Annotated in this window: 14 protein-coding genes and 1 pseudogene; 8 read left to right on the plus strand and 7 right to left on the minus strand. The window is 62.7% G+C overall.

Annotated elements, in window-relative coordinates; translation table 11 throughout:
• Nucleotides 1-39: 39 nt before the first annotated feature.
• From carB to carA, 3 genes are read right to left on the minus strand one after another with little or no spacing between them, the layout of a single operon-like run.
• Entirely contained in the window at nucleotides 40-3,372 is a 3,333-nt protein-coding gene (gene carB / locus EQZ23_RS04825; protein ID WP_128453261.1) for a carbamoyl-phosphate synthase large subunit, read from the minus strand.
• On the minus strand, nucleotides 3,372-3,608 hold the full coding sequence (locus EQZ23_RS04830; RefSeq protein WP_128453262.1) for a hypothetical protein: 237 nt from the start codon (nucleotides 3,606-3,608) through the stop codon (nucleotides 3,372-3,374). Before EQZ23_RS04830 ends, carB begins: the two co-directional genes overlap by 1 nt.
• Nucleotides 3,609-3,611: 3 nt before the next feature.
• Complete coding sequence (gene carA, locus EQZ23_RS04835; protein ID WP_128453263.1) at nucleotides 3,612-4,838, minus strand: glutamine-hydrolyzing carbamoyl-phosphate synthase small subunit; 1,227 nt, start codon at nucleotides 4,836-4,838, stop codon at nucleotides 3,612-3,614.
• Nucleotides 4,839-4,978: 140 nt separating this feature from the next.
• On the opposite strand from carA, the gene EQZ23_RS04840 reads away from it, so the two are divergent.
• From EQZ23_RS04840 to EQZ23_RS04875, 8 genes and pseudogenes are all read left to right on the plus strand, one after another.
• Entirely contained in the window at nucleotides 4,979-5,446 is a 468-nt protein-coding gene (locus EQZ23_RS04840; protein WP_128453264.1) for a GatB/YqeY domain-containing protein, read from the plus strand.
• 247 nt (nucleotides 5,447-5,693) lie between these two features.
• Nucleotides 5,694-7,556 carry a DNA primase gene (gene dnaG, locus EQZ23_RS04845; RefSeq protein WP_128453265.1) on the plus strand — a complete coding sequence of 621 codons (1,863 nt, stop codon included), beginning with the start codon at nucleotides 5,694-5,696 and terminating at the stop codon, nucleotides 7,554-7,556.
• A complete protein-coding gene (gene rpoD / locus EQZ23_RS04850; protein WP_128453266.1) occupies nucleotides 7,556-9,589 on the plus strand; it encodes an RNA polymerase sigma factor RpoD in 2,034 nt (677 codons plus the stop codon). The genes dnaG and rpoD overlap by 1 nt, the downstream gene beginning before the upstream one ends.
• 36 nt (nucleotides 9,590-9,625) lie before the next feature.
• Nucleotides 9,626-10,195, plus strand: coding sequence for a sterol desaturase family protein (locus EQZ23_RS04855; protein ID WP_128453267.1), 570 nt, complete (start codon nucleotides 9,626-9,628; stop codon nucleotides 10,193-10,195).
• 13 nt (nucleotides 10,196-10,208) lie between these two features.
• Nucleotides 10,209-10,982: a fatty acid desaturase gene (locus EQZ23_RS04860; RefSeq protein WP_128453268.1), complete on the plus strand. Its 774-nt coding sequence runs from the start codon at nucleotides 10,209-10,211 to the stop codon at nucleotides 10,980-10,982.
• A 26-nt stretch (nucleotides 10,983-11,008) separates the two neighbouring features.
• A pseudogene (locus tag EQZ23_RS04865) lies at nucleotides 11,009-11,143 on the plus strand (sigma factor-like helix-turn-helix DNA-binding protein); the annotation flags it as partial.
• A gap of 175 nt (nucleotides 11,144-11,318) precedes the next feature.
• Nucleotides 11,319-13,055 (plus strand): AIPR family protein, encoded by a 1,737-nt coding sequence (locus tag EQZ23_RS04870; RefSeq protein WP_128453269.1) that lies wholly within the window; start codon nucleotides 11,319-11,321, stop codon nucleotides 13,053-13,055.
• Between the two features lie 147 nt (nucleotides 13,056-13,202).
• Nucleotides 13,203-13,745: a pseudouridine synthase gene (locus EQZ23_RS04875; RefSeq protein ID WP_128453270.1), complete on the plus strand. Its 543-nt coding sequence runs from the start codon at nucleotides 13,203-13,205 to the stop codon at nucleotides 13,743-13,745.
• Nucleotides 13,746-14,313: 568 nt separating this feature from the next.
• Here the strand turns inward: EQZ23_RS04875 and rplS are convergent.
• The 4 genes from rplS to EQZ23_RS04895 are packed head-to-tail and all read right to left on the minus strand — an operon-like array spanning nucleotide 14,314 to nucleotide 16,079.
• Entirely contained in the window at nucleotides 14,314-14,706 is a 393-nt protein-coding gene (gene rplS / locus EQZ23_RS04880) for a 50S ribosomal protein L19 (protein WP_031395442.1), read from the minus strand.
• Nucleotides 14,707-14,708: 2 nt separating this feature from the next.
• The gene (trmD, locus tag EQZ23_RS04885; RefSeq protein WP_128453271.1) at nucleotides 14,709-15,434 is read right to left on the minus strand and encodes a tRNA (guanosine(37)-N1)-methyltransferase TrmD; all 726 of its coding nucleotides are present in this window, start codon (nucleotides 15,432-15,434) and stop codon (nucleotides 14,709-14,711) included.
• On the minus strand, nucleotides 15,431-15,814 hold the full coding sequence (locus EQZ23_RS04890) for a type II toxin-antitoxin system VapC family toxin (RefSeq protein ID WP_128453272.1): 384 nt from the start codon (nucleotides 15,812-15,814) through the stop codon (nucleotides 15,431-15,433). Before EQZ23_RS04890 ends, trmD begins: the two co-directional genes overlap by 4 nt.
• Nucleotides 15,807-16,079 (minus strand): AbrB/MazE/SpoVT family DNA-binding domain-containing protein, encoded by a 273-nt coding sequence (locus EQZ23_RS04895; RefSeq protein WP_128453273.1) that lies wholly within the window; start codon nucleotides 16,077-16,079, stop codon nucleotides 15,807-15,809. Before EQZ23_RS04895 ends, EQZ23_RS04890 begins: the two co-directional genes overlap by 8 nt.
• Nucleotides 16,080-16,107 lie beyond the last annotated feature (28 nt).

A 16,107-nucleotide genomic window follows, 5' to 3' on the forward strand; every position in this document is an offset into this window, starting at 1 on the left:
CTGTACCAGCACCGCCCACACATCACGCTCATGTCGGGATCAGTTGTGCGACTGCGAATAATAGGATTGCAAGGGCCGTACTTCAAGGCTGTGCGTCGAAAGCTTGGCGATCGCCTTGGCCGCCTCGAGCGAAGCGGGTGCGGTCGTGAAGTACGGAATACGCTGCCCGAGCGCCGAAGCGCGGATCGGCTGCGAGTCCTTCAGGCTCTGCCACCCTTCCGTCGTGTTGAAGATCAGCGCGATATCGCCGTCCTTGATCCGGTCGACGATATGCGGCCGCCCTTGCGCGACCTTGTTGACCTTCTCCACCGGAAGCCCCGCGCGCGCGAGGTGATCAGCGGTGCCGCCGGTCGCGACGATCGAGAAGCCGGTGTCGACCAGCGCCTTGACCGCCTCGACGATCATCGCCTTGTCGCCGTCCTTCACGCTGACGAAGACGCTGCCCTTGGTCGGCAGGATCGTCCCCGCCCCGAGCTGTGCCTTGGCGAACGCGATCGTGAAATCGGGATCGATTCCCATGACTTCGCCGGTGGACTTCATTTCGGGTGACAGGACCGGATCGACGCCGGGGAACTTGTTGAAGGGGAACACCGCCTCCTTCACCGCATAATAATCGATATGCCGGTCGATCTTGGGCAGGTCCTTCAGCTGCTCGCCCGCCATCACGCGCGCTGCGATCTTGGCGATGGGCGCGCCGATCGCCTTGGCGACGAGCGGCACGGTGCGCGACGCGCGCGGATTGACCTCGATGAGGTAGACCAGCCCGTCCTTCACCGCGAACTGGATGTTCATCAGGCCGACGACCGACAAGGCATGCGCGAGCGCCACCGTCTGCCGCTCGATCTCGGCGATGATCTCCGCCGACAGCGAATAAGGCGGGATCGAGCACGCGCTGTCGCCCGAATGGACGCCCGCCTCCTCGATATGCTGCAACACCCCCGCAACGACGACATCGGTGCCGTCGCAGATCGCGTCGACATCGACCTCGATCGCATCGCGCAGATACTGGTCGATCAACACCGGCGAGTCGCCCGACACCTGCACCGCGGTCGCGATATAATGTTCGAGCTGCCCCAGCGTATCGACGATCTCCATCGCCCGCCCGCCGAGCACATAGCTCGGCCGCATCAGCACCGGATAGCCGATCCGCTCCGCCGCAGCGACCGCCTCGTCGCGGCTGCGCGCGAGGCCATTGGCGGGCTGCAACAGCCCGAGCTTGGTGATCAGCGCCGCGAACCGCTCGCGGTCCTCCGCCAGATCGATCGCATCCGGCGTCGTCCCCAGGATCGGAATCCCGGCGGCTTCGAGCGCACGCGCGAGGTTCAGCGGGGTCTGCCCACCGAACTGCACGATCACCCCGACCAGCGTCCCGTTCTGCTGCTCGACATGCAGGATCTCCAGCACGTCCTCCGCGGTCAGCGGCTCGAAATACAGCCGGTCCGACGTGTCGTAATCGGTCGACACGGTCTCCGGGTTGCAGTTGACCATGATCGTCTCATAGCCCGCATCGGCGAGCGCGAAGCAGGCATGGCAGCAGCAATAATCGAACTCGATCCCCTGCCCGATCCGGTTCGGCCCGCCGCCGAGGATCACGATCTTCTTGCGGTCCGTCGGCTCGGACTCGTTCTCGGGCTCGCCGAAGCTCGGCGCCTCATAGGTCGAGTACATATACGGCGTCTTGGCATCGAATTCGGCCGCGCACGTATCGATCCGCTTGAACACCGGCCGCACGCCGAGCTTCACGCGGTGGGCGCGCACCTCGTCCTCGGTCACGCCGCCGGTCATCGCCTTGACGACCTCGTGGATCAGCCCCGAGCTGCGCGCGATCCCGCGGTTCATGCCCCGCAGATTGACCGATTGCAGCGCCAGCCACGCGAGCCGCTTGTCGCTGAACCCCATGCTCTTCAGACGACGCATGCCCGTCGCGTCGATCGGTAGGCCGTCCTTCATCACCTCGGCCTCGGCCGCGATGATCTCGGCGATCCGCTCGAGGAACCACGGATCGTATTTGGCGATCGCGTGCACCTCGGCGACGGTGAAGCCCTCACGCAGCGCCTGCGCCGCGACCAGCAGCCGGTCCGGCGTCGCAATCGCCAGCGCCGCCTCGATCTCCGCACGCGGCGCGCCGACCAGATGATCGACCTGGTTGAAGCCGCTCAAGCCCGTCTCGAGCCCGCGCAACGCCTTCTGCATCGATTCATGGATATTGCGGCCGATCGCCATGACCTCGCCGACCGACTTCATCGCGGTGCCCAGCGTGCTCGACGCGCCCTTGAACTTCTCGAACGCGAAGCGGGGAATCTTGGTTACGACGTAATCGATCGTCGGCTCGAAGCTCGCGGGCGTAGCCCCCGTAATGTCGTTCTCGATCTCGTCGAGCGTGTAGCCGACCGCGAGCTTGGCCGCGACCTTGGCGATCGGGAAGCCCGTCGCCTTCGATGCCAGCGCGGACGAGCGCGAGACACGCGGGTTCATCTCGATGACGATCAGCCGGCCGTCCTTCGGATTGACTGCGAACTGTACGTTCGAACCGCCTGTTTCGACACCGATTTCGCGCAACACCGCGATCGATGCGTTGCGCATGATCTGGTATTCCTTGTCGGTCAGCGTCAGCGCCGGCGCGACCGTGATCGAGTCGCCGGTATGGACGCCCATCGGATCGACATTCTCGATCGAGCAGATGATGATCGCGTTGTCGTTGCGATCGCGCACCACCTCCATCTCATATTCTTTCCAGCCGAGCAGCGATTCCTCGATCAGCACTTCGGTGGTCGGCGACAAATCGAGCCCGTTGCGGACGATCGCGATGAACTCCTCGCGGTTATACGCGATGCCGCCGCCAGAGCCCCCCATCGTGAAGCTCGGCCGGATGATCGACGGAAGACCCGTCTTCTCAAGGCCTTCCAACGCTTCTTCGACAGTATGTGCGATCACCGAGCGCGCGCTTTCGAGGCCAATCCGGTCCATCGCGTCGCGGAACTTCAGCCGGTCCTCCGCCATGTCGATCGCATCGGCATCCGCCCCGATCATCGTCACGCCGAACTTCTCGAGCGTACCGTCATGGAACAGCGCGAGCGCGGTGTTCAGCGCGGTCTGGCCGCCCATCGTCGGCAGGATCGCGTCAGGACGCTCCTTCTCGATGATCTTGGCGACGATCGCGGGGGTGATCGGCTCGACATAGGTCGCGTCGGCCAGCTCGGGATCGGTCATGATCGTGGCGGGGTTCGAATTGACGAGGACGATGCGATAGCCCTCCTCCTTCAACGCCTTGATCGCCTGCGTGCCCGAATAATCGAACTCGCACGCCTGGCCGATGACGATGGGTCCTGCGCCGATGACGAGGATCGAGGAGATGTCGGTGCGTTTTGGCATTATTGTCCTTGCGCGAAGTGCGCGGTCCCGAGTTTCACAAGTTGCTCAAAGGCTTCTTTGGAAAGCCGCAAGCTTTGAGATCGCTTGCCAACAAGCTTACGATCCTTCGACCCGTAGCTATCGATTTGAACGAATTTCTCGCCTTCAAAGTCTAACAGAATGATCGATGCGTCCGCGTCACTTTGCTTGGAAGATCGCTCAGGCTGATAGATCTTAAGTGCGCGGACCGTTGCCATCGCTCAGTTTCCTTCGGTAGGCCGAAGAGCAGTTACAAACCGCTCGAAGAGGTACAAGCTATCCTGCGGTCCCGGGCTAGCTTCGGGATGATACTGCACCGAGAATGCCGGCTTGTCGGTCAGCTCCAGCCCCGCATTCGACCCGTCGAACAGCGACACATGAGTCTCGCGGACGTTGGCCGGCAGGCTGTCGCGCTCGACCGCGAAGCCGTGGTTCATGCTGGTGATCTCGACCGCGCCGTCGCTCAGCCGCTTGACCGGATGGTTGGCGCCGCGGTGGCCCTGGAACATCTTGGTCGTGGTCGCGCCGACCGCGAGGCCGAGCAGCTGGTGGCCCAGACAGATGCCGAACAGCGGCTTGCCCGTCTCCAGCAGCTGGCGGATCACCGGCACCGCATATTCCCCGGTCGCGGCGGGATCGCCGGGGCCGTTCGACAGGAAGATGCCGTCGGGCGCGAGCGCCATCACCTGCTCGAAGCTGGCGGTGGCGGGGACGACGGACACGTTCGCGCCGGCCTCGACGAGGTTGCGGAAGATGTTGCGCTTAGACCCGTAATCGATCGCGACGACATGCGGGCGGGCCGCACTCGCGGTCTCGCTTGCCTGCCCGGCGGCAGACGACTCGCCGTAGCCGAAGCCCAGCCGCCAGGTGCCGCCCGGCGCCTGGTCGCCCCAGCCATAATGCATCTCGGTCGAGACCTGCTTGGCGAGGTCCATGCCCTCCAGCCCCGGCCAGGCCTGCGCCATCGCCAGCAGCGCGGCCACGTCGAACTCGCCGTTCGCCGCGTGCGCGATGACGCCGTTGGGCGCACCGGCCACGCGGATCCGGCGCGTCAGCGCGCGCGTGTCGATGCCCGACAGGCCGATCCGCGCATGGCGCTTCATCCAGCCATCGAGCCCCTCGACGGCGCGGAAACTCGACGGCTCGGTCACGTCCTCGCGGACGATGATGCCCAGCGCATGCGGATCGTCCGCCTCGATATCGTCGGGGTTCGCGCCGACGTTTCCAATATGCGGAAACGTGAAGCAGATCATCTGCCCGGCGAACGACGGATCGGTCAGCACTTCCTGATAGCCGGTCATCGCGGTGTGGAAACACACTTCGCCGACCGCACTGCCCTCTGCGCCGAACCCGCGACCCCAGATCACGTCGCCATTGGCGAGGACGAGCACGCCGGTGGCGCCGGCAGGCTTTGCCGAAGACATGGGTGTAGGCTGGGCGTCGGCCATCAGGCTGGGCACTCTCTTTACGTTGACGATGTCGCTAAGTGGTGTCCGCTAAGGCCGGCGTGCCGCAGCGTCAATCTGTTAAACGGGCGGCGGACGCGCTATCCCGTCGGGCTATCCCGAACCGCCTGAAAGACCAGTACATGATTCGCGACGACATCAAGGCTGCGCAGCTGACCGCCATGAAGGCCGGCGACAAGCAGAGCCGCAACGCTATCTCGTTGATCCAGGCCGCGATCAAGAACCGCGACATCGAGGCGCGCGCGCCCCAGTCCAGAGACGGCAAGGCCCCCGACAGCGACGACGCGCTGGTGGTCGAAGTTTTGCAGAAGATGGTGAAGCAGCGTCGCGAGTCGATCGAGATGTTCAGCAAGGGCGGCCGCCAGGAGCTCGCCGATGCGGAGTCGGCCGAGGTCGCGGTGATCGAACGCTTCCTCCCCGCGCAGATGAACGAGGCGGAAACGACGGCTGCGATCCTGAAGATCAAGGACGAGCTTGGCGCGACCGGCATGAAGGACATGGGCCGCGTAATGGCCGAACTGAAATCGCGCCACGCGAGTGAACTCGACATGAGCAAGGCGAGCGGCCTGGTGAAGGCCGCGCTCTCGTAAGAAGATTGTGTTCGCGCGGAGGCGCGGAGGCGCAGAGGTGTTGCGCTCGCCGGGAGCGGGCGTGCACTACTATCGCCGCGCAGCGGCCCTGTAGGATCGACAATAGCGCTGACGCGCAGCATTAGTCCCGAACGCACCACCTCCGCGCCTCCGCGCCTCCGCGCCTCCGCGCGAACAAACCCTGTTTCTTCTCCTCTTCGGATTGCAGGTATCACCCTGAAAGTGATACCGAGCTATACTCGCGCGCATGGCCCTGACCCCGCAATTTCTGGACGAGCTGCGCGGCCGCACATCGCTGTCGGCGCTGGTCGGCAAGACCACCAAGCTCACCAAGGCCGGGCGCGAGCATAAGGGCTGCTGCCCGTTCCATAACGAGAAGACGCCGTCGTTCTACGTCAACGACGACAAGGGCTTCTACCACTGCTTCGGCTGCTCCGCCCACGGCGACGCGATCAAGTGGATGACCGACCAGCGCGGCCTGCCGTTCATGGATGCGGTCAAGGAACTCGCCCAGGCGGCCGGGATGGACATGCCCGCGATGGACCGCCAGTCCGCCGCCAAGGCCGAACGCGCCAAGGGCCTGCACGAGGTCATGTCTGACGCCGCCGACTGGTTCACCGAACAACTCAACGGCCTCCCCGGCGCCGACGCCCGCGCCCTGCTAGACCGCCGCGGCATCACGCCCGACACCGCCCGCGCGTTCGGCATGGGGTTCGCCCCCGACAGCCGCGGCAAGCTCAAGACCGCGCTGAAAACCTACGGCGACCAGCTGCTGGTCGAGTCCGGCATGCTCATCAACGTCGAGGGCAAGGACCCGTACGACCGGTTCCGCGGCCGACTGATGATCCCGATCCGCGATCCGCGCGGCCGGACGATCGCGTTCGGCGGGCGCGTGCTCGACGGCGGCGAGCCCAAATATCTCAACTCCCCCGACACGCCGCTCTTCGACAAGGGCCGCACGCTCTATAATCTGGACAAGGCCGCCCCCGCCTCGCGCAAATCCGGCCGCGTCCTCGTGGTCGAAGGCTATATGGACGTCATAGCCCTCGCCCAGGCCGGGTTCGGCGAAGCGGTCGCCCCGCTCGGCACCGCGCTCACCGAAGCGCAGCTCGAGCGGCTGTGGCGGATGGTCGACGTGCCGTTGCTCTGCTTCGACGGCGACAGCGCAGGCCAGAAGGCCGCCCTCCGCGCCGCCCACCGCGCACTCCCCCTGCTCGCCCCCGGCCGCAGCCTCGCCTTCGTGACGCTCCCGCAAGGCCAGGATCCCGACGATCTCGTCCGCTCGGGCGGCCCCGGGGCGTTCGAGGCGCTGCTGCAAAAACCCGAACCGCTCGTCGAGCGCCTCTGGGCGTCCGAAGTCGCCGCCGAGGCACTCGACACCCCCGAACAGCGCGCCGGCCTCAAGCGCCGCCTGCACGAGCTTGCCGAAGGGATCGCCGACGCATCGGTGAAGCAGGAATACCAGTCCGAGTTCAAGGACCGCTTCTACAAGCACTTCAAACCCGTCCGCGCGCCCTTCGTCCCCCGCGGCGAACGCCCCAAAGGCGGCTGGAAGCCCCCCCTCGCCCCCGTCACCGAGGATGCGAAGGCGTTTCTCGCCACCGGAATCGACCGCGTGCTCGCCAAGGCAGTGCTCGCCGGGCTGATCCGCCATCCCGTTGAAATCGCCCGCCACATGGAGGTGCTGGGCTCGCTACAAATGATCGACGGCGCACTAGGTCGGCTGTTCGAGGCGGTCGTGGATGTTGCACTTGAGGACCAGAAGCTTGATAGCGGGCGACTTCTCACCATATTGGCGAGGTCCGGTTTCAATTCAGTCGCGAGTGATCTGTTGCGAGCCGATACGATGCCCTACTCGTTCACGCAGACCACGGCCGATCCCGACCGCGTCCGCGCCGACCTCGACGAGGCGATCGCGATCATGGTCGCCCGTCCCGAGGTCGATGCGGCGCTGAAACAGGCGACCGCGGCGATGCAGACGCACTTCACCGAAGAGGCGTTCGAACGACAAGTGGCTATGGTAAGAGAGAAACAGGCGTTGGAAGTCCGACTTGCAAATCTTGTACAGTCGAACGAAGACGCCCGAGCGTTGGGTACCGAGGGCGATTGATGGCTAAGGCGAACATGGCGGAACCCGCCGAGACGAACGACACCGGCGATGCGCCGCTGATCGACATGAACGATGCGTCGATCAAGAAGGTCATCGCGCGCGCCAAGAAGCGCGGCTACATCACCTATGAGCAGCTCAACGAAGCGCTGCCGCAGGGCGAGATGTCGTCCGACCAGATCGAGGACATCAGCGCCGCGCTGAGCGAGATGGGCATCAACATCGTCGAGAACGACGAAGCCGGCGAGGACGGCGAGACCGAGCCCGCCAAGGACGACGAGGACGAGCCGGAGGCCGCCGACGCGGATGCCGACGCGGGCCCCGCGATCGAGAAGAAGAAAGAGACGATCGATCGCACCGACGATCCGGTCCGCATGTACCTGCGCGAGATGGGCGCGGTCGAGCTGCTCAGCCGCGAGGGCGAGATCGCCATCGCCAAGCGGATCGAGGCGGGTCGCGACACCATGATCCTCGGCCTGTGCGAATCGCCGATCACCTTCAACGCGATCATCGACTGGTCGACCGCGCTCAACGAGGGCACGATGCAGCTGCGCGAGATCATGGATCTCGACGCGATGCTGTCGAAGGACCCCGCGCCGGAAGCCATGGCCGACGACGCCGAAGCCGACGACGGCGAGATCAGCGAAAAGAACGCCGGCCCCTCGTTCAAGGAAGAGGCCGAGCCCGAAGAGCCGTCGGTCGACGAGGACGAGGAGGGTGACGGCGAACGCCGCGGCCCCCGTGCGTCCGACGACGAGGAGGAGGACAACACCCTCAGCCTCGCGCAGATGGAAGAGCAGCTGAAACCGATCGCGCTCGAGCGTTTCGCCAGCATCACCGCGCTCTACAAGAAGTTCAGCAAGATCCAGCAGAGCCGCGTCGACGCGATGGGCATCGGTGGCGAATTCTCGGCCGCCGACGAGCGCAAATACCAGAAGCTGCGCGAGGAACTCACGGCGGAGGTCGAGAGCGTCCAGTTCCACAACGCCAAGATCGAATATCTCGTCGATCAGCTCTATGCCTATAACCGCCGCCTCACCGCTTTGGGCGGCCAGATGCTGCGCCTCGCCGAGCGCCACAAGGTGCCGCGCAAGGACTTCCTCGATCGCTATATCGGTCACGAGATCGACGAGAACTGGCTGGCGACGGTCAACAAGGTCGACAAGAAGTGGACCGCGTTCGTCGCCAACGAGAGCGACGCGGTCGAGCGCATCCGCGCCGAGATCGCCGACATCACGCAGCAGACCGGCATGGCCCTCGTCGAGTTCCGCCGCCTCGTCAACATGGTCCAGAAGGGCGAGCGCGAGGCGCGTATCGCCAAGAAGGAAATGGTCGAGGCCAACCTGCGTCTCGTGATCTCGATCGCCAAGAAATACACGAACCGCGGTCTGCAGTTCCTGGATCTCATCCAGGAGGGCAATATCGGCCTGATGAAGGCGGTCGACAAGTTCGAGTATCGCCGCGGCTACAAGTTCAGCACCTATGCGACCTGGTGGATCCGCCAGGCTATTACCCGCTCGATCGCCGACCAGGCCCGCACGATCCGCATCCCGGTCCACATGATCGAGACGATCAACAAGCTGGTCCGCACCAGCCGCCAGTTCCTCCACGAGCAGGGCCGCGAGCCCACGCCCGAGGAAATGGCCGAGCGCCTCTCCATGCCCTTGGAGAAGGTGCGCAAGGTGATGAAGATCGCCAAGGAGCCGATCAGCCTCGAAACGCCGATCGGCGACGAGGAGGATTCGCATCTCGGCGACTTCATCGAGGACAAGAACGCGATCATCCCGGTCGATGCCGCGATCCAGGCGAACCTCAAGGAAACCGTCACGCGCGTTCTGGCGTCGCTGACCCCGCGTGAGGAACGCGTGCTGCGCATGCGCTTCGGCATCGGCATGAACACCGATCACACGCTCGAGGAAGTCGGCCAGCAGTTCTCGGTCACCCGAGAACGCATCCGCCAGATCGAGGCGAAGGCGCTGCGTAAACTCAAACACCCCTCACGCTCGCGGAAAATGCGCAGCTTCCTGGACCAGTAACGCCCCGAAACCCCTTATGCGACGACGGAATATTCGATGATCTGGTACGAGAAAATCGCAATCGTCGTCGCCATGGTGCTCTTCATGGAATGCTTCGCCTGGGCGGCGCATCGCTATGTCATGCATGGCTGGGGATGGGGCTGGCACAAGTCGCATCACGAACCGCACGAGGGGTGGTTCGAGAAGAACGACCTCTACGCGATCACCTTCGCGGTGATCGTCGTCGCGCTGTTCGTGGTCGGCATGTGGTACCAGTGGGTCTGGTGGGCGGCGTTCGGCATCACCGTCTATGGCGGCATCTACGCGTTCGTCCACGACATGCTGGTGCATCAGCGCGGCGGCTTCCGCTGGGTCCCCAAGCAGGGCTATTTCAAGCGCCTGCTCCAAGCCCACCGGTTGCACCATGCCGTCGAAGGCCGCGACGGCACGGTCAGCCACGGCTTCCTGTTCGCCCCGTCGCCCGCCAAGCTGAAGGCCAAGCTCGCCGCCAGCAAGGCCGCGCAGCGCTCGAACCGCCCGTCTTCCCCAGCGGTGGCCGCGAATACTGCTGCCACCATGCCCCGCCCCCCGGTTCGCGATGCCGCGCTCGACCGCCGTGCCGTCTGACGCAGGCGCCGCTATGCATGCCCCGACACATCCCGGCCGTGCGGACAGCACCGCTGCACCGAGAATAGCAGCGCGGCCGCTGACCGGTCTGGCGATCGCCGCCGGGCTGGTTGCTTGCTGGCTGGCGATCCACATCTGGGGGATCTTCTTCTGGCACTGGAGCACCGCCACGGTGGCGCTGGCAATGCTGCTGGTCGCGATCCAGACGTGGCTGAGCACCGGCCTGTTCATCGTCGCGCACGACGCGATGCATGGCACGCTCGCGCCCGGCCACCCCCGCCTCAACCGCGCGGTCGGCACGCTCTGTCTCGGCCTGTACGCCAGCCTGTCGTTCCGCGCACTGCTCCCCAAGCACATGGCGCATCACCGCCATGTGGGCTCCGCCGACGATCCCGATTTCAACGCCGACGATCCCCACCGGATCCTGCCATGGTTCGTGCGGTTTTTCGTCGGCTATTATACGCACGGCCAGATCGTCCGGATCACCCTGATCGCGCTGCTCTACATCTTCGCGTTCGGCGCGCCGCTCGGCAACATCGTGGTCTTCTGGGCGATCCCCGCGCTGCTGGCGCTGGGGCAATTGTTCGTGTTCGGCACCTATTTGCCGCACCGCCACGCCGACGCGCCCTTCGCCGACCATCACCGGGCGCGCAGCGCGACGCTGTCGCCGGCGCTATCGTTGCTCTCGTGCTTCCATTTTGGCGGCTATCATCACGAGCACCATCTGTACCCAGGGACCCCCTGGTGGCAGCTGCCCTCGCGACGTCCGATCGCGAGCAAGGACTGACCTGAAACCTATGTCGGCATCGGCATGAACACACGCTCGAGGACATCGGCCAGCAATTCCCGGACACCCGCGAACGCATCCGCCAGATCGAGGCGAAGGCGCTGCGGAAGCTGAAGCATCCGAGCCGGAGCCGGAAAATGCGGAGCTTCCTCGACCAGTAAGGGTTGCGGAATTTCTGATCGAACGAACGGGCCGCGTTGGAAACACCGCGGCCTTTTTGTACCTTCGGTTTCGATATACCAGTCAACCAACGATTAACTTTGAAAATCGAGCGCAAATAAAGGTTTCAGATTTGACCGGCTATGCTAGCTTTCATGCTTAGCATGGGGGCAATCAGTGAATCCTGTAATCAAAGCACAAGTCGGCGATTTTGCAGCCAACGAAGATTTACAAGGCCGATCTGAAAGCGAGTTATTCGAGATCTACTCGATTTATTCAGTTTTGAGCGGTGGTCTCGGAGAAACCATTGATCCGACCGATGCCCACCTTTCCGGTAGCGAGTTCGGAATGGATGGAGTTGCCATTCTGGTTCAGGGCAGGCTGATTTCTGATACGACTGATGCCGAGCAAGCAATTGCCGATATTAAAAACCCGATGATTGATTTTTGCTTTTTCCAGTCCAAAACTGGAACCGCATTCGACTACGGCAATATTTCTAAGTTTTTTGATTCTATCAGCGGTTTTTTTGATGGCACTATGGCGGGGGAGAGCCCGCAATTAGACGACCTCATGGCAGCTAAGGACCTACTTTACGGAAAAGCTGTAGGTCGCCGCAATCCTGGTGTTCATGCTTATTACATTTGCACCGGAAATTACGATACACCGCCGAGAATAGAAAAGTTGATTAAATCGACTCAGACACAATGGGCCGATTTAAATATATTTGACCCAGAATCAGCGACTATACATATGGTGGGCGCCAAGGAATTACAAAAGTTCTATCGCGCCGCATCCAGTTCCGTTGAAGCAACAATTGAGTTTCCTAGAAACGTAGTACTCCCGGTCCATGGTAGCGTCGAGGAAGCCTACCTCGGCTATTTAACGGCTGAAGAAATTATCAAGATCGTTGGCATTAAAAACGACGATGGCGATATAGTGGAGATAAACAAATCGGTATTTTTTGATAATATTAGAGATTTTGACCCTGAGTCGAAAATTAACAAAGACATATCCCAGACTCTGAAGTCAGGAGAGGGAAATGACTTTATATTTCGCAATAACGGCATCACCGTTGTTGCTAAATCGATCGATAGAACTGGCGATAGATTCAGAATTGAAGACTACCAGGTGGTAAATGGATGCCAGACCAGCAATATAATTTTTAATAATCGCGAGAGTTCAGCAGGCGTCAATATACCGTTTCGGCTTATCGGAACGAAGGACGATGACTTCATTTCCTCAATTATCGCCGGCACTAATCGCCAGAATCCTGTCAGAGAAGAACAATTTTGGGCTCTTCGCCCTTTTATGAAGAATTTCGAGGAATATTGCCAATCTCTAGACGACGACCATCGGATATTTTTCGAACGACGTGAGAATCAATTCCGTGGCCAGAAGGTCGAAAAAGCTCGAATCATCCAGCCATCAACGCTTATGAAAGCGGTCGCGGCTGCAATCTTAAATCAACCGAACCGATCCGCGCGTGACTACCGTGGGATTACTGCCGAATATCAAGACAAGCTATTTTTAGACGATCACGATGTTAGATTATATTATGCCTCCTGCTACTTGTACTACAAGCTGGACTACTTATGGCGCAATCAGAAGATTGATAGCGCGCACAAGATTTATAGATTTTATATTATGGCTGCAATTGGTAAGAAAATAATTGCTGCCGGCAATGTCTTCTCTCAGAAGAAGCAGGATATTGAATCAGCAGCTTCGAAGATTATTGCGCTGTGCGACAACGAGCAAAAACTTAAGAGCGCTGTCGAGAAAACAGCCGCTATGTTAAATCGGCGAGTATCAATGCTCGATGCCTCGACACGAGAAAAGCTGAGAGATACAATTCGATCAGAGAGCTTTGCAAAGTTCTTTGATACCGATCTTTCGGCCGAAAAAATACTTGACTGACATGTCTATCAGATAGGCAGACGAGCGAAAATCATTCCCCGCCTATTGTCGCACAGAACGCCCGAACGGTGATAATGCGGGGAACGTTTTCCAGGCAGAATGGCATCGCCGCTCGACCCTGCGGTCAGCAGGGCCCTAAAGAGGTCCATGCCCCGCCTCATCCTCTTCAACAAACCCTACGACGTCCTCAGCCAGTTCACCGACGCGGGCTCGCCGACGCCGCGCGCGACGCTGTCGCAGTTCGTCGACGTACCCGGCGTCTATCCGGCGGGGCGGCTGGATCGGGACAGCGAGGGGCTGTTGCTGCTGACGGACGACGGCCGCGTCCAGGCGCGGATCGCGGACCCGCAGTTCAAGCTGCCGAAAACCTATCTCGTGCAGGTCGAGGGCGAGCCCGACCCGGCCGCGCTCGACCGGTTGCGCCACGGTGTCGTGCTGAAGGACGGCCCCACCCGCCCCGCCGACGTCGACCGGATCGACCCGCCGGACCTCTGGCCACGCGTGCCCCCGATCCGCGTGCGTGCGCGCATCCCCGATTGCTGGCTGCGCATCACGATCCGCGAAGGCCGCAACCGCCAGGTCCGCCGCATGACCGCCGCGATTCAGCACCCCACGCTCCGCCTCGTCCGCTGGAGCATCGGCGAGTGGACCGTCGCCGACCTGGCGCCTGGCACGTGGCGCGACGCCTGAAGGTGGCTTAACGCCCACACCCACGTCATCCTCACGAACGTCAGGACCCAGGGTCACGAACGCGGCGTTGCCTGGCTCTGGGTCCTGACGTTCGTCAGGATGACGGAGAAGGGTGGCGACAAACCGTCAAAACTCCCTCCCCTTCAGGGGAGGGTCGGGGTGGGGAGCGCCGCACACGCGCCCTTGGAGATCGAGCCCGCCCTCACAGCGTCGCTCTACGGGGAAGCCCCCCACCCCCGCCCCCTGCCCTGAAGGGGAGGGGTGAAACAAACGCTGTCCTACACGCCGGATACCGCGCAGCCTCATCCGATGTCCGCCCCCTGCCCCCGATGGACCGCAGCCTCGCCCGACCCGAAACACAGACGCGCGGGGGGATTCCGAGCGGCACGTAGCGTGAACTTCGTGAACTTCCGCGCGGCCCCCAACCCGCCGCGACTCGCCCCCCGCGCAGCCGCGTCACACCGCCCCCGACGATGGCTCGACCAAGCCCCCGGACACGAAAAAGGGCGCGGGGACCATCGCCCCCGCGCCCTTTTCCAAACCAAACCCGGAAATCCGGGCTGCGCGATTACTCGGCGGCGGCAGTGCCCTTGGCGGGGCGCATGTCGCGACGCTCGGCGATACGCGCTGCCTTGCCGGTACGGCCACGCAGGTAATACAGCTTGGCGCGACGCACGGCGCCCTTGCGGACGACTTCGATCGAATCGACGTTGGGCGAGTAGAGCGGGAAAACGCGCTCGACACCCTCGCCGAAGCTCATCTTCCGCACGGTGAAGTTCGAGCCCATGCCCTTGTTCGAGCGCGCGATGCACACGCCCTCATAGTTCTGAATACGCGTGCGCTCGCCTTCGACGACCTTCACGCCGACCTTCAGCGTATCGCCGGGGCGGAAATCGGGGATCGTCTTGTTGGCCAGGAACTTCGCGATGTTCTCGGCTTCGATCGTCTGCAACAGGTTCATAGTCAGTCCTCGTGTCGCTGCGCGCCAGAGGGCGACTGGACCCGAACGCCCTCATGGCGTTCCCAAAGGTCCGGTCGCCGTGACCGTGTATCGATCTCCGCGCGGCGTTTGCGCCATGCGTCGATCTTCGCGTGATCCCCCGATCGCAGCACCTGCGGGATCGCGCGCCCTTCCCACATCTGCGGTCGGGTATAGTGCGGATATTCGAGCAGCCCCGTTTCGAAGCTCTCGTCATCCCCACTGGAAGCCGCGCCCATTACGCCGGGCAGCAGGCGAATGCAAGCATCGAGCAGCACCAGCGCCCCCATCTCGCCCCCGGAGAGAATGTAGTCGCCGATCGAAACCTCCTCGATATCGCGCGCCTCGAACAGCCGCTCGTCGAACCCCTCGAACCGCCCGCAGAGGATCGTGACGCCGGGCCCTTGAGCGAGTTGGCGGACGCGGGTCTGTGTGAGCGGCTTGCCCCGAGGCGTCATGGCGAGCACCGGCCGTCCATCCGCCACGCTGTCGACCGCCGCCGCGACCACATCGGCGCGCAGCACCATCCCCGCGCCCCCGCCCGCCGGCGTATGGTCGACGGAGCGATGCCTGTCGGTCGCAAAGTCCCGGATCTGCACCGGCGCGCAGGACCACCGCCCCTCCCCCAAGGCGCGCCCCGCCAGCGACGTCCCCAGCGGCCCGGGAAACATCTCCGGATACAGCGTCAATATCGTGGCAACGAAGGTCACAGCGTCCAATTCTCTATGCGAAGGCCGGGCACGTCGGCGAAGTCCTCGGTGTTGTTCGTCACCAGCGTCAGGCCAAGCGACACCGCATGCCCGGCGATCAGCCGATCGAACTTGCCCCGGCTGAACGGTATGGTTCGGTACGCGCCGGCAGCGGCCATATCGAAGGGCAGTACTGCCACCAAGCCGAACAATCTGCGGGCCATGTCGACCTGCTCCAGATCCTCAGGTGCGATGCCGCGCATCACTTCGGCATAGGCGACGGCCGATGTTACGAGTTCGCCGGGCACACGTGCCTCGACATGCCCCCGCACCGCCGTCGACGCCCCTTTCAGCAGATAGATAAGGATGTTCGAATCGAGCAGAAAGAGCGGCTCACTCATGCTTAAGCAACGCCCCGCTCCAGTCCAGATCGCGCGGCTCCATGATGCGGTCCTCATCGGTCAGCAGCTTGAGACCGGGGATCGAGCCGTAGATGCCCGTAAGATCGATCTTCCGGCGTTCGGTGGGCACGGGCTCGACGACGAACCTGCCATGGTCCTCGCGAACCATCATCTCGCGCCCCTCCTCGATACCCAAACCCTTGGGCAGCCGCAGAGCAACAGAATTGCCCGATTTGAACGTCTTGGCGCGATATTCCTTGGTCATGACCTTCTCCGTATATACGTGGTGTATA

The organism is Sphingomonas sp. UV9 (assembly GCF_004101245.1).
Classification (GTDB): Bacteria; Pseudomonadota; Alphaproteobacteria; order Sphingomonadales; family Sphingomonadaceae; genus Sphingomonas.

Coding starts and splice junctions, on each gene's coding strand:
- EQZ23_RS04860 (WP_128453268.1), top strand. CDS start 10,209: ATGCATGCCCCGACACATCCCGGCCGTGCGGACAGCACCGCTGCACCG.
- EQZ23_RS04855 (WP_128453267.1), top strand. CDS start 9,626: ATGATCTGGTACGAGAAAATCGCAATCGTCGTCGCCATGGTGCTCTTC.
- dnaG (WP_128453265.1), top strand. CDS start 5,694: ATGGCCCTGACCCCGCAATTTCTGGACGAGCTGCGCGGCCGCACATCG.
- EQZ23_RS04895 (WP_128453273.1), bottom strand. CDS start 16,079: ATGACCAAGGAATATCGCGCCAAGACGTTCAAATCGGGCAATTCTGTT.
- rplS (WP_031395442.1), bottom strand. CDS start 14,706: ATGAACCTGTTGCAGACGATCGAAGCCGAGAACATCGCGAAGTTCCTG.
- EQZ23_RS04875 (WP_128453270.1), top strand. CDS start 13,203: ATGCCCCGCCTCATCCTCTTCAACAAACCCTACGACGTCCTCAGCCAG.
- carA (WP_128453263.1), bottom strand. CDS start 4,838: ATGGCCGACGCCCAGCCTACACCCATGTCTTCGGCAAAGCCTGCCGGC.
- rpoD (WP_128453266.1), top strand. CDS start 7,556: ATGGCTAAGGCGAACATGGCGGAACCCGCCGAGACGAACGACACCGGC.
- EQZ23_RS04890 (WP_128453272.1), bottom strand. CDS start 15,814: ATGAGTGAGCCGCTCTTTCTGCTCGATTCGAACATCCTTATCTATCTG.
- EQZ23_RS04840 (WP_128453264.1), top strand. CDS start 4,979: ATGATTCGCGACGACATCAAGGCTGCGCAGCTGACCGCCATGAAGGCC.
- carB (WP_128453261.1), bottom strand. CDS start 3,372: ATGCCAAAACGCACCGACATCTCCTCGATCCTCGTCATCGGCGCAGGA.
- EQZ23_RS04830 (WP_128453262.1), bottom strand. CDS start 3,608: ATGGCAACGGTCCGCGCACTTAAGATCTATCAGCCTGAGCGATCTTCC.